This window comes from Streptomyces canus 299MFChir4.1, from assembly GCF_000383615.1.
Taxonomy (GTDB): domain Bacteria; phylum Actinomycetota; class Actinomycetes; order Streptomycetales; family Streptomycetaceae; genus Streptomyces; species Streptomyces canus_C.
In genome coordinates, this window is sequence record NZ_KB911595.1 from 26,908 (window position 1) to 49,771 (window position 22,864).

At 70.6% G+C, this 22,864-nt stretch carries 24 protein-coding genes; 2 read left to right on the forward strand and 22 right to left on the reverse strand.

The window, feature by feature from the left end; genetic code table 11:
* Positions 1-15 precede the first annotated feature (15 nt).
* Together tsf and rpsB are read right to left on the reverse strand one after the other, a co-directional pair.
* Positions 16-852, reverse strand: coding sequence for a translation elongation factor Ts (gene tsf / locus H293_RS0127000; RefSeq protein ID WP_020120964.1), 837 nt, complete (start codon positions 850-852; stop codon positions 16-18).
* A 158-nt stretch (positions 853-1,010) separates the two neighbouring features.
* Positions 1,011-1,931, reverse strand: coding sequence for a 30S ribosomal protein S2 (rpsB, locus tag H293_RS0127005; RefSeq protein WP_020120965.1), 921 nt, complete (start codon positions 1,929-1,931; stop codon positions 1,011-1,013).
* A 272-nt stretch (positions 1,932-2,203) separates the two neighbouring features.
* Between rpsB and H293_RS0127010 the strand changes: the two genes are divergently transcribed.
* The gene (locus H293_RS0127010; RefSeq protein WP_106968422.1) at positions 2,204-2,794 is read left to right on the forward strand and encodes a M23 family metallopeptidase; all 591 of its coding nucleotides are present in this window, start codon (positions 2,204-2,206) and stop codon (positions 2,792-2,794) included.
* 149 nt (positions 2,795-2,943) lie between these two features.
* On the opposite strand, the gene H293_RS0127015 is transcribed toward H293_RS0127010, so the two are convergent.
* The 18 genes from H293_RS0127015 to proS form a co-directional block, all read right to left on the reverse strand.
* Positions 2,944-3,501, reverse strand: a complete 558-nt coding sequence (locus H293_RS0127015) for a TetR/AcrR family transcriptional regulator (RefSeq protein WP_020120967.1) — start codon at positions 3,499-3,501, stop codon at positions 2,944-2,946.
* Between the two features lie 105 nt (positions 3,502-3,606).
* Complete coding sequence (gene whiG / locus H293_RS0127020) at positions 3,607-4,449, reverse strand: RNA polymerase sigma factor WhiG (protein ID WP_028808235.1); 843 nt, start codon at positions 4,447-4,449, stop codon at positions 3,607-3,609.
* Between the two features lie 243 nt (positions 4,450-4,692).
* Positions 4,693-5,850, reverse strand: coding sequence for a DNA-processing protein DprA (dprA, locus tag H293_RS0127025; RefSeq protein ID WP_020120969.1), 1,158 nt, complete (start codon positions 5,848-5,850; stop codon positions 4,693-4,695).
* Positions 5,847-7,472 (reverse strand): YifB family Mg chelatase-like AAA ATPase, encoded by a 1,626-nt coding sequence (locus H293_RS0127030; protein ID WP_028808236.1) that lies wholly within the window; start codon positions 7,470-7,472, stop codon positions 5,847-5,849. Before H293_RS0127030 ends, dprA begins: the two co-directional genes overlap by 4 nt.
* A gap of 1 nt (position 7,473) precedes the next feature.
* On the reverse strand, positions 7,474-7,836 hold the full coding sequence (locus H293_RS0127035) for a YraN family protein (protein ID WP_020120971.1): 363 nt from the start codon (positions 7,834-7,836) through the stop codon (positions 7,474-7,476).
* Positions 7,837-7,974: 138 nt separating this feature from the next.
* Positions 7,975-8,283, reverse strand: a complete 309-nt coding sequence (locus H293_RS0127040) for a DUF2469 domain-containing protein (protein WP_003965949.1) — start codon at positions 8,281-8,283, stop codon at positions 7,975-7,977.
* Between the two features lie 56 nt (positions 8,284-8,339).
* Positions 8,340-8,858 carry an NUDIX hydrolase gene (locus H293_RS0127045; protein ID WP_020120972.1) on the reverse strand — a complete coding sequence of 173 codons (519 nt, stop codon included), beginning with the start codon at positions 8,856-8,858 and terminating at the stop codon, positions 8,340-8,342.
* Complete coding sequence (gene lepB / locus H293_RS0127050) at positions 8,848-9,621, reverse strand: signal peptidase I (RefSeq protein WP_020120973.1); 774 nt, start codon at positions 9,619-9,621, stop codon at positions 8,848-8,850. Before lepB (H293_RS0127050) ends, H293_RS0127045 begins: the two co-directional genes overlap by 11 nt.
* A gap of 124 nt (positions 9,622-9,745) precedes the next feature.
* Positions 9,746-10,717 (reverse strand): signal peptidase I, encoded by a 972-nt coding sequence (lepB, locus tag H293_RS0127055; RefSeq protein ID WP_078612675.1) that lies wholly within the window; start codon positions 10,715-10,717, stop codon positions 9,746-9,748.
* The gene (gene lepB, locus H293_RS0127060) at positions 10,605-11,699 is read right to left on the reverse strand and encodes a signal peptidase I (RefSeq protein ID WP_020120975.1); all 1,095 of its coding nucleotides are present in this window, start codon (positions 11,697-11,699) and stop codon (positions 10,605-10,607) included. Before lepB (H293_RS0127060) ends, lepB (H293_RS0127055) begins: the two co-directional genes overlap by 113 nt.
* Positions 11,692-12,387 carry a signal peptidase I gene (lepB, locus tag H293_RS0127065; protein WP_028808237.1) on the reverse strand — a complete coding sequence of 232 codons (696 nt, stop codon included), beginning with the start codon at positions 12,385-12,387 and terminating at the stop codon, positions 11,692-11,694. Before lepB (H293_RS0127065) ends, lepB (H293_RS0127060) begins: the two co-directional genes overlap by 8 nt.
* A gap of 45 nt (positions 12,388-12,432) precedes the next feature.
* Positions 12,433-12,783, reverse strand: coding sequence for a 50S ribosomal protein L19 (gene rplS / locus H293_RS0127070; RefSeq protein ID WP_007384968.1), 351 nt, complete (start codon positions 12,781-12,783; stop codon positions 12,433-12,435).
* 131 nt (positions 12,784-12,914) lie between these two features.
* On the reverse strand, positions 12,915-13,748 hold the full coding sequence (trmD, locus tag H293_RS0127075; RefSeq protein ID WP_020120978.1) for a tRNA (guanosine(37)-N1)-methyltransferase TrmD: 834 nt from the start codon (positions 13,746-13,748) through the stop codon (positions 12,915-12,917).
* Between the two features lie 3 nt (positions 13,749-13,751).
* Complete coding sequence (rimM, locus tag H293_RS0127080; protein ID WP_020120979.1) at positions 13,752-14,294, reverse strand: ribosome maturation factor RimM; 543 nt, start codon at positions 14,292-14,294, stop codon at positions 13,752-13,754.
* Between the two features lie 93 nt (positions 14,295-14,387).
* Positions 14,388-14,627, reverse strand: coding sequence for an RNA-binding protein (locus H293_RS0127085; RefSeq protein WP_007384965.1), 240 nt, complete (start codon positions 14,625-14,627; stop codon positions 14,388-14,390).
* A 2-nt stretch (positions 14,628-14,629) separates the two neighbouring features.
* A complete protein-coding gene (gene rpsP / locus H293_RS0127090) occupies positions 14,630-15,058 on the reverse strand; it encodes a 30S ribosomal protein S16 (RefSeq protein ID WP_007384964.1) in 429 nt (142 codons plus the stop codon).
* Between the two features lie 252 nt (positions 15,059-15,310).
* Positions 15,311-15,913 carry a hypothetical protein gene (locus H293_RS0127095; RefSeq protein WP_007384963.1) on the reverse strand — a complete coding sequence of 201 codons (603 nt, stop codon included), beginning with the start codon at positions 15,911-15,913 and terminating at the stop codon, positions 15,311-15,313.
* A 261-nt stretch (positions 15,914-16,174) separates the two neighbouring features.
* A complete protein-coding gene (gene proS / locus H293_RS0127100) occupies positions 16,175-17,590 on the reverse strand; it encodes a proline--tRNA ligase (protein ID WP_020120980.1) in 1,416 nt (471 codons plus the stop codon).
* A gap of 199 nt (positions 17,591-17,789) precedes the next feature.
* Here proS and H293_RS0127105 point away from each other — a divergent pair, with 199 nt between their 5' ends.
* Positions 17,790-18,647 (forward strand): methyltransferase type 11, encoded by an 858-nt coding sequence (locus H293_RS0127105; RefSeq protein WP_033415711.1) that lies wholly within the window; start codon positions 17,790-17,792, stop codon positions 18,645-18,647.
* A gap of 116 nt (positions 18,648-18,763) precedes the next feature.
* Here H293_RS0127105 and ffh read toward each other — a convergent pair whose 3' ends face one another.
* Positions 18,764-20,311: a signal recognition particle protein gene (ffh, locus tag H293_RS0127110; protein WP_020120982.1), complete on the reverse strand. Its 1,548-nt coding sequence runs from the start codon at positions 20,309-20,311 to the stop codon at positions 18,764-18,766.
* 84 nt (positions 20,312-20,395) lie between these two features.
* On the reverse strand, positions 20,396-22,843 hold the full coding sequence (locus H293_RS0127115; protein ID WP_020120983.1) for a [protein-PII] uridylyltransferase: 2,448 nt from the start codon (positions 22,841-22,843) through the stop codon (positions 20,396-20,398).
* Positions 22,844-22,864 lie beyond the last annotated feature (21 nt).

Genomic DNA, 22,864 nt, shown 5'->3' on the forward strand with positions numbered 1-22,864 from the left:
GCTCGCGGTACGGACTCAGATGCCGACCTTGATGCGCGTGAAGCGCTTCAGGGTGACACCGGCCTCGTCCAGAACCTTCTGGACCGACTTCTTGTTGTCGAGCGCGTACGGCTGACCGAGCAGCGTGGCGTCCTTGAAGAAGCCGTTGAGGCGACCCTCGACGATCTTCGGCAGGGCGGCCTCGGGCTTGCCCTCGGCGCGGGTGGTCTCCTCGGCGATGCGGCGCTCGGACTCGACGACCTCGGCCGGCACGTCCTCCTTGGAGAGGTACTTCGGCGCGAAGGCGGCGATGTGCTGGGCGACACCGCGGGCGACCTCGGCGTTCGGCTTGTCCAGCTCGACGAGGACACCGATCTGCGGGGGCAGGTCGGGCATCGTGCGGTGCATGTACGCGGTCACGAAGCCGTCGGCGAACTGCGCGAAGCGGTCCAGGACGATCTTCTCGCCGAGGTTGGCGTTGGCCTCGTCCACGAACGCCTGGACGGTCTTGCCGGCCTCGATCTCGGAGGCGAGCAGGGCCTCCAGGTCGGCCGGGGAGGTCGCGGCGACGTGCTCGGCGATCTGGTTGGCGACAGCCTGGAACTTCTCGCCCTTGGCGACGAAGTCCGTCTCGCACTTCAGCTCGACGAGGACGCCGGAGGAGTTGTCGTCGGCGATGATCGAGACCACGGCGCCGTTCTCGGCGGAGCGGCCCTCGCGCTTGGCGACGCCCTTCTGACCCTTGATCCGGAGCGCCTCGACAGCCTTCTCGACGTCGCCCGCGGCCTCGTCCAGCGCCTTCTTGCAGTCCATCATGCCGGCGCCCGTGAGCTCACGGAGCTTCTTGACGTCGGCGGCGGTGTAGTTCGCCATGAGTCTGTGAATCTTTCTCGAAGTCTGGAAGATCGAAGATCTACGGGGTCTACGGCCCCCATACAGCCAGGGGCCGCCGACTCTCCGTCGACCTACGGGTGAACGGCGGGAGCGGAGATCATGCCCCCGCTCCCGCCGTCACCCCTGACGCTGACGGGTCAGGCCTGCTCGGCGTCCGCGGCCGGAGCGGCCTCAGCGGGAGCCTCGGCAGCCGGAGCCGCCTCAGCCTCGGGGGCCTCGGCAGCGGGGGCCTCGGCAGCAGGAGCCTCGGCGGCCTCCGCGGCGGGAGCCTCCTCGGCCTTCTTCTCGCCGCCCTCGAGCAGGTCGCGCTCCCACTCGGCGAGCGGCTCGCCCGCGGCCTTCTCGCCCTTGTCACCGGTGGCGACGCGCGAGCGGCTGATGAGGCCCTCGGCGACGGCGTCGGCGATCACGCGGGTGAGCAGGGTGACGGAGCGGATCGCGTCGTCGTTGCCCGGGATCTTGTAGTCGACCTCGTCGGGGTCGCAGTTGGTGTCGAGGATGGCGACGACCGGGATGTTGAGCTTCCGGGCCTCGCCGACCGCGATGTGCTCCTTCTTGGTGTCCACGATCCAGACGGCGCTGGGCACCTTGGACATCTCGCGGATACCACCGAGGGTCTTCTCCAGCTTGGCCTTCTCGCGCGAGAGCACGAGAAGCTCCTTCTTGGTCAGACCGGAAGCGGCGACGTCCTCGAAGTCGATCTGCTCGAGCTCCTTGAGGCGCTGCAGACGCTTGTAGACGGTCGAGAAGTTGGTGAGCATGCCGCCCAGCCAGCGCTGGTTGACGTAGGGCATGCCGACGCGGGTGGCCTGCTCGGCGATGGCCTCCTGCGCCTGCTTCTTCGTGCCGACGAACATGACCGTGCCGCCGTGGGCGACGGTCTCCTTGACGAACTCGTAGGCGCGGTCGATGTACGACAGCGACTGGAGCAGGTCGATGATGTAGATGCCGTTGCGCTCCGTGAAGATGAAGCGCTTCATCTTCGGGTTCCAACGACGGGTCTGGTGACCGAAGTGGACGCCGCTTTCCAGCAGCTCCCGCATCGTGACGACGGCCATGGCCGTTCTCCTTGGTGTTCTCGGTTGTACCGCGGGTACCGGAGGGCACCCGCGCCTGACGCCCGCGACGCGCCTTGCCGCAAAGGACCGAGAGGCGCTGACACCGACCGCGTGACGGCGTGGTGTCGGGGCGTGCGAAGTCGACCCGGTGACCCGGATCGCCAGAAGAAGTGTACGGGACCGGCGGGGTACCGGGTGACGCCGCTGTCCACAACCCGGGAGTAGTCCACAGGGCCCGGTCATGACCGGGGCGGGTGCGGGACGGTTTCCGCATGCGAGCGAAGCGATGCGGACGACGCGAACGACGCGGTACGTGGCTGGTGCTGGGGTTTCTGCTGTTCCTGACTGCGCCGGCACCCGCGCCTGGGCAGGCCGCCCTGACACCGACGGCCACGATCACGGACGCCTCGGTGCCGGGGATCGGGCGCACCTGGCCCGTGGGCACCCGGCCGGCGGTCCTGCGCGGCTGGGAACCACCGGCGACGGTGTACGGCCGCGGCCACCGGGGCGTGGACCTGGCGGCACCTGCCGGCACCCCGGTTCGGGCGGTGGCGGCAGGCCGGGTGTCCTTCGCGGGCCGGGTGGCGGGCAAGGCGGTCGTCTCGGTGGAACTGACGGGCACAGACCTTCGCACGACCTACGAACCGGTGACGGCGTCGGTGCGGAAGGGCGACGAGGTGACGGCGGGCGAGGTGGTGGGGGTGGTGGAGCCGACGGGCTCCCACTGCCCGACCACGTGTGTGCACTGGGGTCTGCTGAGAGGCGAGACCTACCTGGACCCGCTGTCCCTGCTTCCGCCATGGCTGCTACGGAGAGGCCCGTCCAGGTTGCTCCCCGTCCTGGGGGTGCCCGTACCGACGTAGTCTCCGTACCGCCTTCCAAGAGGCGTTCGGCTGCACGCGCCCGAGGGGCGCGCGGAACCGCGCGCCCAGCCACCACGGACCCGCACCCGACAGCCGCCCTCACCCCCGTACGCCGACTCCGCCCTCAGTCCGGCAGACCGACCCCGCACTCAGCCTCGCACGCCCCGCAGCGCCATGGAGACCGCGGCCTCGGTGATCACCGAAGGCTCCTCCGCCGCCCCCAGCTCGATCCGCCGCACCGCCGCGTCCACCACACCCTGCACCAGCATCGCCGCCAGCCGAGGCTGCTCGTGCCCCATCTCCGCGAGCGCCTCGACGATCATCGCGACCAGTCCGCCGTGTGCCGCGCGGATCTTCTCCCGGGCCCCCGCGTCCAGCTCGCTCGCGGAGATGGCGACGACGGCCCGATGCCGCCGGTCCCCCACCAGCGTCAGCTGCCGTCGCACATACGCCTCGACCTTGGCCTGCGCCCCCTCCGCGGCGGCCATCGCCTGCGAGACCTCCGCCGCCCACACCGGGAAGTCGACCTCGCACAGCTCCTCGACCACGGCGGCCCGTGACCGGAAGTACTCGTACACGGACGACCGCGCGAGCCCCGTCCGCTCGGCGAGAGCCGGGAAGGTCAGCGCCTCCGTCCCGCCCTCGGACAGCAGAGAGCGAGCCGCGTCCAGCAGGGCGGCTCGCTGCATCGACCGGTGCTCGGCCACGGAGGCCGCTCGAATCCTTGGCACGTCAACCACTGTACGGACGCACCACCGCGGACGGGAGTCACTCCGCCCGAGCTGCCCTCACCGGAGGGCAGCCAGGCCGGGTCAGCGACCGAAACCGGCCAGCTTCGCCCGCAGTTGCAGCACCGACTTGGTGTGGATCTGGCTGACCCTGCTCTCGGTCACTCCCAGCACGTTCCCGATCTCGGCGAGCGTGAGCCCCTCGTAGTAGTACAGAGTGACCACGGTCTTCTCCCGCTCGGGCAGCGTGTTGATGGCCCGCGCGAGGAACCGTCTGAGTTCCCGGTCCTCGGCGACCTCCACGGGGTTGTCGGCGGCGGGGTCCTCCAGCGTGTCCATGAAGCTCAACCCGTCGCCGCCCTCGCCGCCGACGTGCAGCAGTTCCTCCAGGGCCACGACGTTGGCCAGCGACAACTGACTGAAGACAGCGTGGAGATCGTCGACCGCGATCCCCAGCTCGCCGGCGACCTCCCCCTCCGTGGGCGTCCGTCGCAGCCGCGCTTCCAGCGTCGCGTACGCCCGCTCGACGTTGCGCGCCTTCTGCCGCACGGACCGCGGGATCCAGTCCAGTGCCCGCAGTTCGTCGATCATCGCGCCGCGGATCCGGGTGATCGCGTACGTCTCGAACTTGATCTCCCGGTCGACGTCGAACTTCTCGATCGCGTCGATGAGCCCGAAGACGCCCGAGGACACGAAGTCCGCCTGCTCGACGTTGGGCGGCAGACCGACGCTCACCCGTCCGGCGACGTACTTCACGAGCGGTGAGTAGTGCAGGATCAGCTGCTCGCGCAGCCGCTCGTCCCCCGTCGCCTTGTACGACCGCCACAGTTCGTCGAGCGTCGAGGGAGCGGGCGGCCGCACGCTGCCACCGTCACGGGCGGCTGGGGGGATGGCCGCCCGGTCGGACCCGGAAGTGTGCTGGGGCATGCGTCGCCTTGTGCCGTTCTGCCGTGAAGTACGCGATGTACGTGATGTGCGTCGGAATCCCCGTGAGCGTAGCGTGACTGAGGAGTCGCAGTGCGCAAACAGCGGGCTCGGATTCACCCCCGGATGCGTTCCCCGGACCTCTCCCGCGAGCCGCGGCCGTCTCCCTGTGTGATCAACGGAACACCCCAACTGCGGTAATTCCCAAGGGCTTCGGGGTTCCCCCGGACGGCCGAACACGCTCCGTCAACACGGGGCGCGGCCACCCCGGACGGAGATCATCGCCTGGCGTGTCAACTTCCAGCCGTCGCCGTGTCGTTCGACGTAACCAAGTGCGCGGAGTTCGTACAGTCTCGCGACGGCGTCGTCCCGCGTCGTCTGCGCACCCCGCGCGATCTCGTCCGCGCCCGCCTCCCGCCGCCCGGGCAGCGCGGACAGGACTCTTCGCGCCTCCGGGTCCAGCAGATCGCGCGGCAGCACCGGTCCGCGCCGGTCGGGGGCCAGTTCCCCCATGTCGCCGACCAGCTCCACGACTTCCGCGGCGTCCGTGACCAGCGTGGCGCCCCCGCGCAGCAGCTCGTGCACCCCGGCGGACAGGCTGCTGGTGGCCGGGCCGGGCACCCCCATCGTGTGACGGCCCAACCGCTGTGCCGCACGCGCGGTGACCAGTGAGCCGCTGCGGTGGGCGGCCTCGACCACCACGGTGCCCCGGGTGAGGGCGGCGATCACCCGGTTGCGCAGCACGAATCTGCTGGGCGTCGGGTGATCGCCGGGCGGCAACTCCCCGATGACCAGGCCCTGTTCCGCGATTCTGGTGATCAACTGGGCGTGTCCGCGCGGATAGGGCCGGTCGACCCCGCAGGCCAGCACGGCGACGGTGGCGCCGCCGGCGCCGAGGGCACCGCGATGGGCGGCGCCGTCGACCCCGTAGGCCCCGCCCGACACGACGACCCACCCGAGCTCGGCGAGCCCGGTGCCGAGGGTGGCGGCCATGTGGGCCCCGTACTCGGTACAGGCACGGGCTCCGACGAGGGCGACGGACCTGAGCGCCCACATTCGAAGGCTGGGCCGCCCCCGCACCCACAGTCCGATCGGCCGGGCGTCCCCGAGGCCGTCGAGCTGTCCCGGCCACTCGGCTCCCCCGGGCACGACGAACCGGGCACCGGCCTCGTACGCGACGGCGAGATCCCGGCGCGGCTCCGCCACCTCGGCCCGGGCCCGCATCCCGCCCCAGCGCTTCTCGCTCACCCCGGGCAACGGCTCCCCACCACCGCGCAACCGCGTGGCCACCTCCCGCACGCCCCACTCCCGGATCCACCGCCCGCCGACCTCGTCACCGGGCTCGACGACGCGAGCGAGCAGGACACGGTCGAGCAGTTCGTCGTCGGGTTCGCCGCCGGTCATGTCAGCGCCCCGATGGCCATCGGTACGCCCCGGGGTACTCCGGTGCGCAGTTGCAGCGCCAGGGCGACGTCCGTCGCGTCCGGGCGGTCGTGTCCGACGAGGTCCGCGACGGTCCAGGCGACGCGCAGGACGCGGTCGAGGCCTCGGGCGGTCAGGACGCCGCGCTCCAGATTGCGTTCGGCCTCGTCCATGGCCCCGGACACGGCGTGCCAGCGGCTGCGCAGTTCGCGTCCGGGCACCTCGCTGTTGGTGCGCCACGGGGTGCCTGCGAAGCGCGTCGCCGCGCGTTCCCGTGCGGCCCGCACCCGGTCCGCGACCACGGCGGTCGAATCGCCCCGGGCGCCCCGGCCGGCGAGCTGGTCGCGCGTGACGCGGTCCACCTGCACTCGCAGGTCGACCCGGTCGAGCAGCGGCCCGGAGAGCCGGGCCTGGTAGCGGCGGACGGCCGAGGGCGGGCACTCGCAGAAGTCGTCGGTCTGCGAGAAGCGACCGCAGGGGCACGGGTTGGCCGCGAGCACCATCAGGAACTTCGCCGGGAACCGTACGACACCCGCGCTGCGCGCGATCACGACGTGTCCCGCCTCCAGTGGCTGCCGCAGCGCGTCGAGGGCCTGGGTGTTGAACTCGGGTGTCTCGTCCAAGAAGAGGACACCGCGATGAGACAGGGACACCGCCCCGGGACGGGCGATGCCGGGCCCTCCGCCGACGAGTGCCTGCATGGTGGCCGAGTGGTGCGGGGCGCAGTAGGGGGCGACGTCGATCAGGGGCTTGCCCGGTGGCAGCAGACCGGCCACCGAGTGCACCGCCGTCACCTCGAGCGACTCCTCCCGGGCCAGCCGGGGCAGCACCGCGGGCAGCCGCTCGGCGAGCATCGTCTTGCCCGCTCCCGGCGGCCCCTCCAGGAACAGGTGATGGCCGCCGGCCGCCGCGACCTCCACGGCCGTACGCGCCGAGGTCTGACCGACGACGTCGGCCAGGTCGTGTCCGTGGTCCTGCTGTGCGGCTCCGGCGCTGTGCATACCGGTGGCGGCGCCCGTGCCCGGCACGCGCAGGCCGGCCAGCAGCGGGTCGGGGCGGCCCGGCTCGTGCGGTTCCTCGTCGGGCACCGGTTCGTCCGCGAGGACCGCGATCAGCTGCCGCAGACTGCGTACCCCCAGCACGGAGACACCGGGCACCAGCGAGGCCTCGGCCGCGGCGCACTCCGGGACGACGACCTGTTCGTAGCCGGCGTCCGCGGCGGCCAGCACCGCGGGCAGGATGCCCCGGACCGGACGAACCCGGCCGTCCAGGCCCAGCTCGCCGATCATCACGATGTCTGCGAGGACGCGCGGGTCGATCCGCTCGGCGGCCCCCAGCACGGCACACGCGACAGCGAGGTCGAACCCCGAACCCGCCTTCGGCACCGACGCCGGGCTGAGTCCCACCGTGAGTTTCTTCTGGGGCCATTCACCGCCCGAGTTCACGACGGCCGCCCGAACCCGGTCCCGGCTCTCCGTCAGGCTCTTGTCCGGCAGTCCCACCAGCGTGAAGGCCGCGACGCCGGGCTCCAGGTCGGCCTGGACCTCGACCACGACCCCTTCGACGCCCACCAGCGCCACCGAGCACGTACGAGCGAAACCCATCTCAGGCCACCCCCCGCGCATGCTCGACCACGGGTGCGCCGCGCTGGGGCAGGACGACGCCCACCAGGTCGATGCGGACGCCTCCCGGTGGCGCTCCTCCGTGGGCGTGGATCCAGCATGCGGCGAGGCTCCGCAGGCGCTCCGCCTTGTCGGGAGTCACCGCGGCCATCGGGTGCTCGAAGGCACCGGCCCGCCGTGTCTTGACCTCGCAGACGACGAGGACCTCGCCGTCCCGCGCCACGATGTCGATCTCGCCCGTCCTGCCACAGCGCCAGTTGCGCTCCAGGACCGTCATCCCGGCCTCGGTCAGCCGCCGCGCGGCCAGACTCTCGCCGTACTTGCCGAGTGCACTGCGTGCGTTCATGTCGGCACCACCTCCGGCGCCAACGATCACGCAACCCCGCCCACCGAGTTGATCTTGGTGGACTACTCAGCGGTTGTGGAAAACCTCGTCACCCACATGGGTGAAATCCACCGTCAGCTACGTGAGGGAAAGCCACCGTCAGCCGCCCGGCAGCTCCAGATCACTCTTGTTCAGCTCCTCGATGTTCACATCCTTGAACGTCAACACGCGGACCTGTTTCACGAAGCGAGCCGGCCGATACATGTCCCACACCCACGCATCTGCCATGGACACCTCGAAGAACACCTCACCCTGGACCGAGTGCACCTGCATCTCGTAGTCGTTGGTCAGGTAGAAGCGCCGCTCGGTCTCGATCACGTATTTGAACAGACCGACGACATCGCGGTACTCCCGGTAGAGCTTGAGCTCCATCTCGGTCTCGTACTTCTCGAGGTCCTCGGCGCTCATGGCATGTTCCCCTTCAGCCGTGCGATCCCACCATTGTGCGCCAGTCCCGTCGGCACCTAGACGATTTCGGTGTCGAGGGTCACGGGCCCGGCCGGGGGACCTTCGTCTAGCAGCCTGCGCAGCAGCTCGGCGAGTCTGGTCGGATACACCGTCTCATGTGCCCGGGTCAGTTCCTGACACGTCCACCAGCGCGCTCCGGCGACGCTGCGTCGCTCCAGCTCGGTCAGGGCCGTGGCCCCGGTGTCCGTCACCGTCGTACGGGCCAGGTAGTACCACTCGTCCTGGTCCCAGCGACGGCCCGCGAACGGGAACGAGCACGTCCGCCGCCAGAGCACCGGCCCGAGTTCCACCTCGGTGATGCCGGTCTCCTCGGCGAGTTCCCTCAGTGCGGCCTCTTCACGGGTCTCGTCGCCCTCCAGTCCGCCGCCGGGCGTGAACCACCAGTCGTCGGACGGATCGTCCGGCTCGTGGCCGTGCAGCAGCAGGATGCGGTCCTCGGGATCGAGCAGCACCACCCGGGCCACCTTGCGCAGCCCGCCTCCGGACAAGGCCGCGGCCGACGCCTCAGCGGGCACCTACGGGCTCCGTCCGGACCCGGGAGCGCCTGCTGAAGAGCTTGGCGACCGGCCCGTACGCGCCGCCGCCGAGGACCAGCACCCCGCCGGCGACGATCAGAACGACGATCGTACGCAGCGGGCCGGGTGAGGAGAGCGCGCCGAGCGGCTCGAAGGCGGCGGGGCGCTCCAGCATGCCCTTCATGGGCCAGACCACGGCGTCCACGCGAGCGGTGACGGCCGAGCTCGCGACGGTGCCCTGGGCGGCGTCGGTGAGGTGGACGGAGGAGTCCAGCGAGCCCTGGCGCTCGTCGCCGAGGAGGAACAGGCGGCCCTTGGGCACCTTTACCGTGGGGATGGACTTGTCCTCCACCACGCCGCCCTTGAGATAGGTCTCGTCGAGCTCCTTGCCGTTGACGGTCAGCTTCCCGTCCGTGCAGCAGGAGACCGTGTCACCGCCGACCGCGACGACCCGCTTGACCACGGGCCCGTTGCTCACCCAGGTCTTGTCGGTGAAGACGACGACGTCGCCCCGGCGCACCTCGTCGCCGTCGACGCGCTGCGCCAGCACTCGGGCGCCGACCTCGATCGTGGGCGTCATCGAACCGGTGGGCACGGTGTACGGCCGGTACAGCACCGCTCCCCAGGCGAATCCCCCGAGAAACAGCACCAGGCCCAGCGCGACGGCCAGTCCGGACAGTCGCTGTCCGGTCCGGCCGCTCACCGGGCCCGTGCTGGTGCCACCGCTGTGCGGGGCCGTACGTGTAGTGCTCTCGCCACCCATGGATCCGCACCCTACCCGGCGGTACCCGAGTGGGTCAGCCCCTCCCGCCCGGCCGGAGCGACAAGCTCCGCAAACCTTTCACCAGGCCCGTGACAGCCATGCGGTCCGGTCGGCAGGACGGTACTCAGCGGGTCCGCTCGACGACGGCCTTCCTGCGCCGCCACAGCGCCACCGGCACCACACCGACGAGGGCGATCCCCTGGGGCGCGACCGTCAGGGCGGCGGAGGCCGACGCCTTGTCGTTGATGCCGGCCTGGTCGAAGGTGTCCGGCTTGGGCAGCGTGCCCCAGCGGTTGATCGGCCAGGCCTTCACGATGGCGCGGCCCACGACGTCGTCGACCGGGACCATGCCGTGGTGCTTGTCGGACTGGTTGTAGCGCGAGTCACGGGAGTTCTGCCGGTGGTCGCCCATCACCCAGATGTAGCCCTTGGGGACCGTCACGGTGAACTGGCCGCCCTGGTCGTCCTGGCTGCACGGGGTGTTGCCGGCGTAGACGTACGACGACTCGCTCAGCGCGTGGCCGTTGATCTTCAGCGGTCCGGTGCCCTCGCAGGAGACCGTGTCACCGCCCACGCCGACGACGCGCTTGATGAGGTCCTTCTCCTCGGCGGAGGGCATCAGGCCGATCCAGGAGAGGAACGTCTGTACCGCGTTCGGGTTCGCCGTGGGCTCGCCCGCCAGCCAGTTGTCGGGGTCGTGGAAGACGACGACCTCGCCGCGCTCGGGCTTGGAGCCGAACCACGGGGTGAGCTTGTCCACCAGCACCCGGTCACCCTGCTGGAGGGTGTTCTGCATCGAGTCGGAGGGGATCGAGAAGGCCTGCACCAGGAACGTCTTGATCAGCAGCGCCAGCACGAGCGCGATGCCGATCAGGATGGGCAGCTCCTTCCAGAAGGAGCGCTGCTTCTTCGCCGCGGGGGCCGAATCGCCCGGCCCCCCTCCCCGGACCTCCGTCGCCGTACCGTCCTCGGTCGCTCCGGAGTCACTCCCGGAGGTCACGGCGCTGTCCGATGCCGGGTCGGCTGCTTCCACGGGGCGTCCGCGGTGCTCCTCGCCGTCGTGCCCGGATCGTGCGCCAACCGCCACATCCCCCACGCCAACTCCTTACTCTGTGCCGCCGCCTGCGCCAAGTACGGCGCAGGCCCACCACTCCCATAACGAGCGGGAGTTCCGCAGGGCTCGGGAGTTGGATCGCTTCGTTCGGATCGTCGTGAGCAACCCTAAGCGACGCCCGGGAGGCTGCGGTCGTCCCGGACACCGAGTCGGCAACGGAAGAGTAAGTTTTCGGTTCGTCGAGCATGTTCCAGTGGCCGAACGGCCACGCGATGACCCTGGCCCGTCCCACCACCGAGTCCAGGGACACGGTGCCGCCGTAGTCGGTGTCCTGATGCGAGCGGGAGTCCGCGGAGTTGGCGCGATGGTCACCCATCACCCACAGCCGCCCCTTGGGGACGGTGATGTCGAACTGCTGGGTGGACGGGGCGTTTCCGGGATACAGGTAGTCCGTCTCGCTCAGGGGGACGCCGTTGACGGTGACCCGCCCCTCGCTGTCACAGCACTTGACGCGGTCGCCGCCGACTCCGACGACCCTCTTGATCAGGTCCTTCTCGTTGTCGGACGGCAGCAGTCCGATAAAGGTGAGCCCTTCCTTGACCTGCTTGACGACGACGGGGTCGTCCTTCTTCGTCGTGGTCTGCTCGTCCTGGAGCCAGCCGCCGGGGTCCTTGAAGACGACGACGTCCCCGCGCTTCGGCTCGGAGCCGAACCACGGGGTGAACTTGTCGACCAGGACGCGGTCGCCGATCCGGATCGTCTGCTCCATCGAGCCGGACGGGATCACGAACGCCTGGACCAGAAACGTCTTCAGGACCAGGGCTATCAGGACGGCCACGCCGACCAGGAGGGGTATCTCCTTGACCGCGCCACGCCTCCTGCGCCGCTTGACCTTGCGCTGGAGGTGGCGTCGCTCGGCGCGTGAGCGGCCGCCCGCCGGGCTGGCGGACCGCCGGACGCCGGTGGGCAGCAGATTCTCGGCGGGGGTGGTGGACACACCGCGCGGTTTGCCGCGGTTACCCATGCGCGCCCTCCCTTTCGGGCACGCGCGCGTAGGCGGCGGAACGGTGCAGGCGGACGGCGTGGCCGGCGGGCCAGATGATCCAGTCGGCCCGGCCGAGGACGTCGTCGACGGGGATCATGCCGCCGCCCGGTGAGCCCAGATGGTCCCGGGAGTCGCTGGAGACGCTGCGGTGGTCACCGAGGACGAACAGGGTGCCGTCGGGCACCTCGACGTCGAAGGGCACCGAGGACGGGCTGTCGCCGGGGTACAGGAAGCCCGACTCGTCGACCGACCGGCCGTTCACCTCGACCCTCCCCTTCTTGTCGCAGCAGACCACGTGGTCTCCCCCCACGCCCACAACGCGCTTGACGTAGTCCCCGTCCCCGAAATACCCGGTTCCGTCGAACACGACCACATCTCCCCGCTGCGGCACGGCACCGAAACGGTACGCCAACCTATTTACGAGAACGCGGTCCCCGATCCTCAATCCGTTTTCCATGGATCCGCTGGGAATCTGGAAAGGTCTGACCACGAACGTACTGATCAGCAAGAGAAAGACCAGGCAGACCAGCAGGGTCAGGGAGATCCGGCCGCCGGGCAGCCACTGGGTGATCCTCGACACCAACGCGAAACGCGACCGTTCCTCCGCGGCCCCTGGTGCGGGGTGGGAGGAGCGGTCGCGCTCCGTCGGCTGTGCTTCGGTGTCCATCGGGGCCAGATGCTATCCGGCCGCGCTGTGACGTCCGAGAAGCGCTCAGTTGTCGCGCTTCTCCTTGATCTTCGCGGCCTTGCCGCGCAGCTCGCGCAGGTAGTACAGCTTGGCGCGACGCACGTCACCGCGGGTGACGAGCTCGATCTTCTCGACGATCGGGGTGTGCACCGGGAAGGTGCGCTCGACGCCGACGGAGAAGGAGACCTTGCGGACCGTGAAGGTCTCGCGGACACCGGCGCCCTGGCGACGGATGACTACGCCCTTGAACTGCTGCACACGGGAGCGGTTGCCCTCGATGACGCGGACGTGGACGTTGACGGTGTCACCCGGGCGGAAGGCCGGGATGTCGGTGCGCAGCGACGCGGAGTCGACGGTGTCGAGCAGGTGAGACATTTCGTCTGCTTTCTTCGCCCATGCCACAGGTCATCGGCGGTAGATAGGTTCGTGAGGAGGCTGTCCGTGTCGGGGCGGGCGTCGTGTCCCCCTGTGGCAGGGGCGCACGCCGGACGACGCACAACAGCGGCCTATTGTTCCATGCCTTCTGGCCTGCGCCAAAATCGGCCGTACGGCTCCCCCGCCGGGTCCGGCGCCCAGCCCAGGATGGAGAGCATCTCGCGGTCCTTCTTGTTGAAGGCCGCCGGGTCGCAGCGCTCGATGAGGTCGGGCCGGTTGGCCGCCGTACGCCTGAGCGCCTCGTCGCGGCGCCAGCGGGCGATCTTGCCGTGGTGCCCGCTGAGCAGGACGTCCGGGATGCCGCGGCCGCGCCACTCGGGCGGCTTGGTGTAGACGGGGCCTTCGAGCAGGTTGGCCATGGCTCCGGGCGCGAAGGAGTCGTCCCGGTGGGACTCGGCGTTGCCGAGGACGCCGGGCAGCAGCCGGGCCACCGCCTCGGTGATCACCAGGACGGCCGCTTCGCCGCCGGCGAGGACGTAGTCGCCGATGGACACCTCGTGGACCGGCATCCTGCCGGCGTACTCGTCGATCACTCGCCGGTCGATGCCCTCGTAGCGCGCCGGCGTGAAGATCAGCCACGGGGACGCGGAGAGTTCCACGGCGAGTTCCTGGGTGAAGGGGCGGCCGCTCGGGGTGGGGACGATGAGGGCGGGCGCACCGGAGCCCGTCTCGTAGCCGTCCGCCAGCACGGAGTCCAGCGCGTCCCCCCACGGGTCGGTCTTCATGACCATGCCCGGGCCGCCGCCGTACGGGGTGTCGTCGACGGTGTTGTGGCGGTCGTACGTCCACTGGCGCAGATCGTGGACGTGCACGTTCAGCTGTCCCCGCGCGCGTGCCTTGCCGACCAGGGAGACGTTCAGGGGGTCGAGGTACTCGGGGAAGATCGTGACGATGTCGAGGCGCATCTTCTACGACTCTTCCCGCGAGGACGCGATCTCGGCGCGGTCGTCGATCAGCCCGGGAGGCGGGTCGATGACGGCCTTCTGCTCGGCGAGGTCGATCTCGGTGACGATCTCCTCGACGAACGGGATCATCACCTCGCTGCCGTCGGGCCGCTCCACGATGAAGAGGTCCTGGGAGGGCAGGTGCGAGATCTCGGTGATCCGGCCCACCTCCACGCCGTCCTTGGTCACGACGTCGAGGTCCATGAGCTGGTGGTCGTAGTACTCGTCCTCCTCCTCGGGCAGCTCCTCCGGGTCGATCTCGGCGATCAGGAGGGTGTTGCGCAGCGCCTCGGCGGCGGTCCGGTCACGGACACCCTCGAAACGCAGCAGGAGGCGGCCGCTGTGGACGCGGCCCGTCTCGATGGTGAGCGGGCCGGTGGCGGCCGGGTCGGTCGCCAGTACGGCGCCGGGTGCGAGCCGGAGTTCCGGCTCGTCGGTGCGGACCTCGACGGTGACCTCGCCCTTGATGCCATGGGCACGGCCGATCCGCGCGACTACGAGCTGCACTTCCGAAGATCTCCTGTCGTTGGGCCCGTAACGACTACGGGCCGGGGACGGCCCGATGGCCCTCCCCGGCCCGAGCCGGTGCTGCGTTTGACGTCAGCGGACGTGGTCGACGTCGACGAGGTCGACGCGGACACCGCGGCCGCCGATGGCCCCCACGACGGTACGCAGGGCGCGAGCGGTGCGGCCGTTGCGGCCGATCACCTTGCCGAGGTCGTCGGGGTGGACCCGGACCTCCAGCACTCGCCCGCGACGCAGGGTGCGCGAGGCGACCTGCACGTCGTCAGGGTTGTCGACGATGCCCTTCACGAGGTGCTCGAGAGCCTCCTCGAGCATGCTCAGGCCTCGGTCGACTCAGACGAAGACGACTCAGCGGCAGCCTCGTCCTTCTTCTCGGCCTTCTTCTTCTGGGTGATGGCCTCACCCTTGCCCGCGTCGTCGCCACCGAGGGCCTCGAACGAGGGACGCGCGGCCTTCTCGGCCGGCTGGAGCAGCGGAGCCGGGGCGGGCTCGCCCTTGAACTTCTGCCAGTCGCCGGTCTTCTTCAGGATGGCGAGCACGGGCTCGGTCGGCTGCGCGCCGACACCCAGCCAGTACTGCGCGCGCTCCGAGTCGACCTCGATGCGCGAGGGGTTCTGCACCGGGTGGTACAGGCCGATCTCCTCGATCGCACGGCCGTCACGACGGGTGCGGGAGTCGGCGACGACGATGCGGTAGTGAGGCGCACGGATCTTGCCCAGACGCTTCAGCTTGATCTTGACTGCCACGGGAGTGGATTCTCCTGGATTTGACGTGGTTGGGCACGGCGAGAAAGCCGCGTGGGGTTGCGGTACCCGAGTGCCCGATGGACGCGTCAGCCGGAGGCGAGAGGGTTCCTGTGCGGCTGTCGAGTACAGCTAGCCATTGTGCCACACCCCGGGGCTCCCCTCCGACCGGGACCGCGCGCGAGCATGCCTGAGGGGCACCCGGCACTCCAGGTGCCCCCGGACAGGACCGCGGCTGCCACGAGCAGCCGCGATTCAGCTCGCTGCCGCGCCCACGATCTCGGGGATGCGGAACGGCTTCCCGCAGCCCCCGCAGACGATGGGCGCCTGGGCCAGGACGGAAGGAACGACCCGCACATTGCGGCCGCAGTCGCAGACCGCCTTGACCCGGACCCCGCCTCCGGAGGAGCCGTGCCGCGCCGCCGGACCCCGGAAGGAGCGGGCGGTGTCGGCGGAGGTCGCCGCCGTGTGGGCCTTGAGTGCGCGCTGGAGCCGCTCGATGGTCGGGCGGTACCGGCGCTTTGCCTCGGGGGTGAGCGAGACCAGCGAGAAGCCACTGCTCGGGTGCGGCTCCTCGGGGTGGTCCAGGCCCATCTCCTCGGCGATCGCGAGGAATCTGCGGTTGTGGTAGCGGCCGGCGCGGGAGGTGTCGCGGATGCCTCGCGCGGCGGCGATGCCGTGGACTGCCTCGTGAAGCAGTCGCTCGAAGGAGAGCTCGTGACCGCATGCGGACGACGACTCCCCGATCAGGGACTCTGGCGCGGCAAGGTCGGGCAGTTCGGGGTGGTACCGCTGAATGTCGGCCCACGCCTCTGCCAGCTCTGCGGCGAGAACAGGTGGTGTCTGTGTCGTGCTCACGTAATGACAACGAGCCAGAGTGCCCCGGTGTTCCTATTCCGGGGCATCCCAAATAATTTGCACGTACCCGTCAGTTGCCGCTGATGCGTGGAGACGAGGGCGGGTGCGCTGATCTGCGGAGAAGCCTCACAGCTCGTACCAAGCTGGTGCGTAGTGTGAGGTACGCCCCGGCGCGTAGATCGTGTCCACGCGCCGGTGCGGTTGGTATCCGCAGGTACGCAAGAGGCGTTTCGGCCGCTCTCCCGCCGGAAGGGCGCTGCCTCAGTAAGCGCGCGCGACCACTGCGACGTTACCCGGGGCGTCGTCGGTTCCCGGCACCGACCCGTCCTCCGCGACCAGACACCGTACGGTCGCCCCGTGCTCGGCCAGCCTGGCCTCGCCTTCTTCGCCCAGAGTGGCCCACGGGATCCGCGCCCAGCCGCCGGCGACGGCGGCCTCGACGGCCTCGTCGAACGTCGACACGTCGGCCGTCCGGGACTCGCGGCGCGCGCGGGACTGGGCCAGCAGCAGCGCCTGGTCCTCCTCGAGGACGGCCGGGAGCAGCCGTACGAGATCGTCGACGGCGACCGCCTCCTTGCCGCCCGGGATGCGGCGGGCCACCATCGCGGTGCCGTTCTCCAGGTCACGGGGTCCGACCTCGACGCGGACCGGCACGCCCTTGAGCTCCCAGTCGACCGCGCGGCGGCCGAAGGGGATGTCGGTGCGGTCGTCGACGTGGACGCGCAGGCCCGCCGCCGTGACCCGGTCGCCGATGTCGCGGACCTTGGCCAGAACCTGTTCGTCTCCCTTGATGGCCAGAACGACGACCTGGGTCTGCGCCAGCCGCGGCGGGACGCGCAGGCCGTTGTCGTCGCCGTGCATCATCACCAGGGCGCCGATCATGCGGGTGGTGGAGCCCCAGGAGGTCTGCCAGACGAGTTCCTGGGTGCCGTCCTTGGACAGGTAGGAGGTGTTGAAGGCCTTGGAGAAGTTCTGGCCCAGCTCGTGACTGGTGGCCATCTGGAGGGCCTTGCCGTCGCCCATCATGCCTTCGAGGGTGAGGGTGTTGACGGCGCCGGCGAAGCGCTCCTTGACGGTCTTGCGGCCGGGGACGACATCCATGGCGAGGACGTGGGTCATGAAGTCCTCGTAGACCTGCCGGTGGATGCGCGAGGCGAACACGCGCGCGTCCTCCGCGGTCGCGTGCGCGGTGTGGCCCTCCTGCCACAGGAACTCCGTCGTCCGCAGGAAGAGCCGGGGCCTGAGCTCCCAACGCACCACGTTCGCCCACTGATTGATCAGCAGGGGCAGGTCGCGGTAGCTCTGCACCCACTTCGAGAAGTAGTCGTTGATGATCATCTCGGAGGTGGGGCGGACGACCGCGGGCTCCTCCAGTTCCTTGCCCCCGCCGTGTGTGACGACCGCGAGCTCGGGCGCGAAGCCCTCGACGTGGTCGGCCTCGCGGGTGAGGTACGACTGCGGGATCAGCAGCGGGAAGTACGCGTTCTGCGTGCCCGTCGCCTTGATCCGGGCGTCCATCTCGGCCTGCATCCGCTCCCACAGCCCGTACCCGTACGGTCGGATGACCATGGTGCCGCGCACCGGGCCGTTGTCGGCCAGTTCGGCTTTGGCGATCAGATCCTGGTACCAGCGCGGGAAGTCGTCCGCCCGGGGTGTGAGAACAGGTGCCTTTGCCATGACGCGATGCTACGGGCGCACATTGCCGGGATGTGAATTCTTTTCCCCGGCACATGCCAACCGGCAGCAGGGCCCTTCTGCCTCTGGACGAGCGGTCGAGTGCGGAGTTACCTGGCATACGGGGGAACTGCGAGCGCACGTCACGGGGGCTACGGAATCGGGCACAGAGTCAACTCTCGGCGGATTGGGGCGCTTATCCATGACACCTACGCTCGTGCGGCAGCACCTGCCCTCGACGGGAGAGACCTCCCGTCGCGACCTCGGTGCACGCGCGCGTGACTGGTCCGAGATCCAGGAGCGGATGCTGGTCCCGCTGTACGAGGCCGTGTACGAGCGACTGGAAGTGGGCCCCACGACGCGGCTGTTGGGCCTCGGCTGCGGCAGTGGGCTCGCCCTGCTGATGGCCGCCTCCAGAGGCGCCGCGGTCGCTGGTGTCGAGCCCTCCTCCCCGGAACGGCTGGCGCTCGCGCGCGAGCGGCTGCAGCCGGAGGTGTGGGGCGCACGCGCGCGTGCGCGCACCAGGCTCGTCGAGGGAGCGCCCGGGGACGCCTCCGACGCCGGCACCGCCCCGTACACCCTCGTGACCGCCTTCGAGCCGATCGGGTGTCTCGCGGGCGACTCGGAGGGGCTCGGTGACCTGCTCGCCTCGGCGACACCGCTCGCCGAGCGGGGAGCACCCGTGGCACTCGTCGGCTGGGGTCCGCCGGAGCGGTGCGCCACGACGTCCGTGCTGCGGGTGGCCACCAAGCTGGCGGAACCACTGCGCGGCACGGGCAGTTGGCGCCCGGCCCTGCGCGACGACCTGGAGGAGGTCGCCCAGCGGGCCGGCCTGCGGCCCGACGGCTCGGGGAGGGTTTCCTGCCCCTTCGGGTACGCCGACCTCGACAGCGCCCTCAAGGGCCTGCTGTCGACCGGCCTCTTCGACGCGGCCATCGAGGCGACCGACCAGGCGCAGGTGGACAAGGAGGTGACGGAAGCCCTGCATCCGTACCAGCGCCGGGACGGCACGGTGTGGATGCCGAACGTCTTCCGCTACCTGGTCGCGCGCGTGCCCTAGCACGCGGCGGCTCCCAGGTACGCCAGGGTTGCTCAGGAGACTTGCGCGCCGGGGCGGGGTCGGTCATATCCGGACGTTACGACAAACGCCCGCCCCCGGCACACGCGGGCGTGAACTCAGCCCATGAACTTCTTGAACTCGTCCGGCAGCTCGAAGTCCTGCGGGGCCTGCTGGCCGGGCACCCCGAAGGCACTGCCGGCCTGGGCGGCCTTGCGCGCGGCCTCCTCCTGCTCCTGCTGCTTGCGCTTCATCGGGTTGCCCGAGCGCTGCTTGCCCTTGGCCTTCTTGGGCTGCTTCTTGGCCCGGCCGGGGCCACCGCCCATGCCCGGCATCCCGGGCATACCCGGCATGCCGCCGCCCTGGGCCATGCGGGACATCATCTTGCGGGCCTCGAAGAACCGCTCGACGAGGTTCTTGACCGCGCTGACCTCGACGCCGGAGCCCTTGGCGATACGGGCGCGGCGCGAGCCGTTGATGATCGTGGCGTCGGCGCGCTCGGCCGGGGTCATCGACTTGATGATGGCGGCCGTGCGGTCGACGTCCCGCTCGTCGAGGTTGTTGATCTGGTCCTTGATCTGGCCCATGCCGGGGAGCATGCCGAGCAGCTTGGAGATGCTGCCCATCTTCCGGACCTGTTCCATCTGGGCCAGGAAGTCGTCCAGGGTGAAGTCCTGGCCCTTCTTGGACGCCAGCTTGGAGGCCATCTTCTCGGCCTCTTCCTGGCTGAACGTCTTCTCCGCCTGCTCGATCAGGGTGAGCAGGTCACCCATGTCGAGGATGCGGGAGGCCATCCGGTCAGGGTGGAAGGCGTCGAAGTCCTCGAGCTTCTCGCCGTTCGACGCGAACATGATCGGCTTGCCGGTGATCTGCCGGATCGACAGGGCGGCACCACCGCGGGCGTCACCGTCGAGCTTGGAGAGCACCACGCCGTCGAAGCCGACGCCGTCGCGGAAGGACTCGGCGGTGTTGACCGCGTCCTGACCGATCATCGCGTCGACGACGAAGAGGATCTCGTCGGGGCTGACGGCGTCGCGGATGTCCGCGGCCTGCTGCATCAGCTCCTGGTCGATACCGAGACGTCCAGCGGTGTCCACGATCACGATGTCGTGGACCTTCGCCTTGGCGTGCTCGATGGAGTCCTTGGCGACCTTGACCGGGTCACCGACGCCGTTGCCCGGCTCGGGGGCGAAGACGGCCACACCGGCGCGCTCGGCGACCACGCTGAGCTGGTTGACGGCGTTCGGCCGCTGGAGGTCGGCGGCGACGAGCAGCGGCGAGTGGCCCTGCTCCTTCAGCCAGTGGCCGAGCTTGCCCGCGAGGGTGGTCTTACCGGCACCCTGGAGACCCGCCAGCATGATCACGGTGGGCGGGTTCTTGGCGAACCGCAGGCGCCGGGTCTCGCCGCCGAGGATCGTGACGAGCTCCTCGTTCACGATCTTCAGGACCTGTTGGGCGGGGTTCAGCGCCCGGGAGACATCGGCGCCGAGGGCACGCTCCTTGACGTTCTTGATGAACGTCCGGACGACCGGGAGCGCCACGTCCGCTTCCAGCAGCGCGATCCGGATCTCGCGCGCGGTGGCGTCGATGTCCGCCTCGGAGAGCCGTCCCTTGCCGCGCAGGTTCTTGAAAGTCGCTGAGAGGCGATCGGAAAGAGTATCGAACACGGCGCTCGCGGTCCTCGGGGTCGGTGGCAGCTGGGAATCGCCCTCCAGGGTATCCCGGCGACACGCATAGCCGGGATCCCCCGGTCAGCCCCGCAGGGTCTCCTCCAGCTTCCGGGCCACGGAAGCCGCTTCGCCGGCCCCGAGCGGAACGCCCTTGCCGTCGGTGACGTAGAAGGCGTCCACCGCGTTGGCGCCCAGCGTCGACACGTGCGCGCTGCGCATTCGCACCCCGGCGTCCTCCAGCGCGCGTCCGATGCGGAACAGCAGTCCGGGGGCGTCCTGGGCGCGCACCTCGATCACCGTGGCGTGCCGGGAGGCGGCCGCGGCGACCGTCACGCGCGCGGGGGGCGCGATGACACCCCGGCGCCTCGGATAGGCCGCGTCCCGCTCGGCGAGGCGCGCGGCGACATCCAGTGAGCCGTCCAGGACCCGTACGAGATCGGCGCGCAGCCGGGCCGCCTGGGGCAGCGAGCCGTACTGGGCGGCGACCCGCCAGTTCAGCAGGAGCACGGCACCCTCGACGCCGTCGGGCAGCTCCTGGGTGCTCAGCTCCGCGGTGCGGACGGTCAGCCGGTGCACGGCCAGCACTCCGGCGACCGCGGGCAGCACACCCGGCTGGTCGGGTACGGCGATCACCAGCTCCACGCCGAGCGGTTCCGGGTCGCCCGAGGGCTGGGCGTCCACGGGCGGCTCGGTCTGCGCGCGCAGGGACAGCACCGGGCCGCCCGTCGCGAGCGCCTCGATGGCGAGCCGCTCCTGCTCGGCGGTGGGCGCGGCGGCCTCGGGCTCGTCGGGGTCGTCCCCGGCGAGCACCGCGGACACCCGCTTGACCAGGTCGGCGACGAGCGAGCCCCGCCAGGACGACCAGGCGGCCGGTCCGGTGGCCAGGGCGTCGGCCTCGGTCAGCGCGTGCAGCAGTTCCAGCGTGCCCTGCGACCCGACCGCCTCGGCGACCGAGCGCACGGTGGCCGGGTCATCCAGGTCACGCCGGGTCGCGGTGTCCACGAGCAGCAGGTGGTGCCGTACCAGAGCGGCGAGTACGGCGACCTCGTCGCGGTCGAAGCCGATGCGCGCGGCGACGTCCTTCGCGATGATCTCGCCGGCCACCGAGTGGTCGCCGGGCCAGCCCTTGCCGATGTCGTGCAGCAGGGCGGCGACGAGCAGCAGGTCGGGGCGGTGGACGCGCCGGGTGAACTCCGAGGCGCGGACCGCCGTCTCGATCAGGTGCCGGTCGACGGTCCAGATGTGCACGGCGTTGCGCTGCGGGCGGCAGCGCACCCGCTCCCAGTCGGGCAGCATCCGGGTGATCAGCCCCTCGGCCTCCAGTGCCTCCCAGACCTCGATGGTGGGCCGGCCGGAGCCGAGCAGGGTCACGAGCTGTTCGCGGGCCTCGGCGGGCCAGGGCGTGGGCAGCGGGCGCCCGCCGGCCGCCATGCGGCGCACGGCGTGCAGGGAGAGCGGGAGTCCGGCCTGGGCGGCGGCGGCCGCGGCCCGCAGCGGGAGCACGGGGTCCCGGTCGGGGCGCGCGGCGCGGGCGAGCACCACCTCGCCGTCCTGCTCGACGACACCCTCCGCCAGAGGCGACCGTTCGGCGACCGGCTTGCCGCCCCCGAGCATGGCGCGCAGCCGTGGCCGCACGGCGCGCGACCTGAGGACGCGTCCCACCTCGCGCCAGGTGACGTCGCTGGCGTACGCGATGACCCGGGCGGCCTCGTAGACCTGCCGCAGCAGGGTGTCGGCGTCGAGCAGGCCGAGTTCGGCGGCGACCTGGTCCTGTTCCTGGAGGGCGAGCCGGTCGGTCGCGCGGCCCGTCGTCAGGTGCAGGGCGTCCCGGACGTCGAGCAGCCGGCGCCGGGCGTCGTCGAGGCCCTCACGCGGGGCGTCGGCCAGCCAGGAGGCGGCGACGGCGCGCAGGGTGGTGGCGTCACGGAGACCGCCGCGGGCCTCTTTCAGATCGGGTTCGAGCAGGTACTGGAGCTCGCCCTGGCGTTCGGCGCGCTCGGCGCACAGTTCCTGGAGCTCGGGAAGGCGTTTGGGGGCCTGGTTGCGCCAGTCGGCGAGGACCGCTGTCCGCAGACCGGTCGTCAGTCCGAGGTCACCGGCGATGTGGCGGGCGTCCAGCAGGCCGAGTTGGACCTTCAGGTCCTCCGCGGCCGTCTTGCGGGCCTCTGCGGGCGTGCGCACGGAGTGGTCGAGGGCGAGGCCGAGGTCCCACACGGGGTACCAGATGCGGTCGGCGAGGGTGGCGACCGCGCCCGGGTCGCTGCCGTCGTGCAGCAGGACCAGGTCCAGGTCGCTGCGCGGCGACAGCTCACTGCGGCCGTAACCGCCGACGGCGATCAGGGAGACGCCGCGCACCTGCTCGTTGCCCGCGGTGAACAGACCCGAGAGCCAGTCGTCGGTCAGTTCGGCGAGGGCGGAACGGCGCGGCGGCCCGGACCGCGCCCCCTCCTGGAGGAGGCGCAGCCGGGCCGCCGCGTAGCCGCTGGGTCCCGAGTCCTCTGCATCCTTGCGCACGTTCGTGCTCGTCACCCAGCAGCTCCTGTTCTGTTC

What these genes read in the sequence shown, in the direction of transcription:
- tsf (WP_020120964.1), bottom strand. Translation starts at nt 852, where the DNA reads ATGGCGAACTACACCGCCGCCGACGTCAAGAAGCTCCGTGAGCTCACG.
- rpsB (WP_020120965.1), bottom strand. Translation starts at nt 1,931, where the DNA reads ATGGCCGTCGTCACGATGCGGGAGCTGCTGGAAAGCGGCGTCCACTTC.
- H293_RS0127010 (WP_106968422.1), top strand. Translation starts at nt 2,204, where the DNA reads ATGCGAGCGAAGCGATGCGGACGACGCGAACGACGCGGTACGTGGCTG.
- whiG (WP_028808235.1), bottom strand. Translation starts at nt 4,449, where the DNA reads ATGCCCCAGCACACTTCCGGGTCCGACCGGGCGGCCATCCCCCCAGCC.
- dprA (WP_020120969.1), bottom strand. Translation starts at nt 5,850, where the DNA reads ATGACCGGCGGCGAACCCGACGACGAACTGCTCGACCGTGTCCTGCTC.
- H293_RS0127030 (WP_028808236.1), bottom strand. Translation starts at nt 7,472, where the DNA reads ATGGGTTTCGCTCGTACGTGCTCGGTGGCGCTGGTGGGCGTCGAAGGG.
- H293_RS0127035 (WP_020120971.1), bottom strand. Translation starts at nt 7,836, where the DNA reads ATGAACGCACGCAGTGCACTCGGCAAGTACGGCGAGAGTCTGGCCGCG.
- H293_RS0127040 (WP_003965949.1), bottom strand. Translation starts at nt 8,283, where the DNA reads ATGAGCGCCGAGGACCTCGAGAAGTACGAGACCGAGATGGAGCTCAAG.
- lepB (WP_020120973.1), bottom strand. Translation starts at nt 9,621, where the DNA reads ATGGGTGGCGAGAGCACTACACGTACGGCCCCGCACAGCGGTGGCACC.
- lepB (WP_020120975.1), bottom strand. Translation starts at nt 11,699, where the DNA reads ATGGGTAACCGCGGCAAACCGCGCGGTGTGTCCACCACCCCCGCCGAG.
- lepB (WP_028808237.1), bottom strand. Translation starts at nt 12,387, where the DNA reads ATGGACACCGAAGCACAGCCGACGGAGCGCGACCGCTCCTCCCACCCC.
- rplS (WP_007384968.1), bottom strand. Translation starts at nt 12,783, where the DNA reads ATGTCTCACCTGCTCGACACCGTCGACTCCGCGTCGCTGCGCACCGAC.
- trmD (WP_020120978.1), bottom strand. Translation starts at nt 13,748, where the DNA reads ATGCGCCTCGACATCGTCACGATCTTCCCCGAGTACCTCGACCCCCTG.
- H293_RS0127085 (WP_007384965.1), bottom strand. Translation starts at nt 14,627, where the DNA reads ATGCTCGAGGAGGCTCTCGAGCACCTCGTGAAGGGCATCGTCGACAAC.
- proS (WP_020120980.1), bottom strand. Translation starts at nt 17,590, where the DNA reads ATGGCAAAGGCACCTGTTCTCACACCCCGGGCGGACGACTTCCCGCGC.
- H293_RS0127105 (WP_033415711.1), top strand. Translation starts at nt 17,790, where the DNA reads ATGACACCTACGCTCGTGCGGCAGCACCTGCCCTCGACGGGAGAGACC.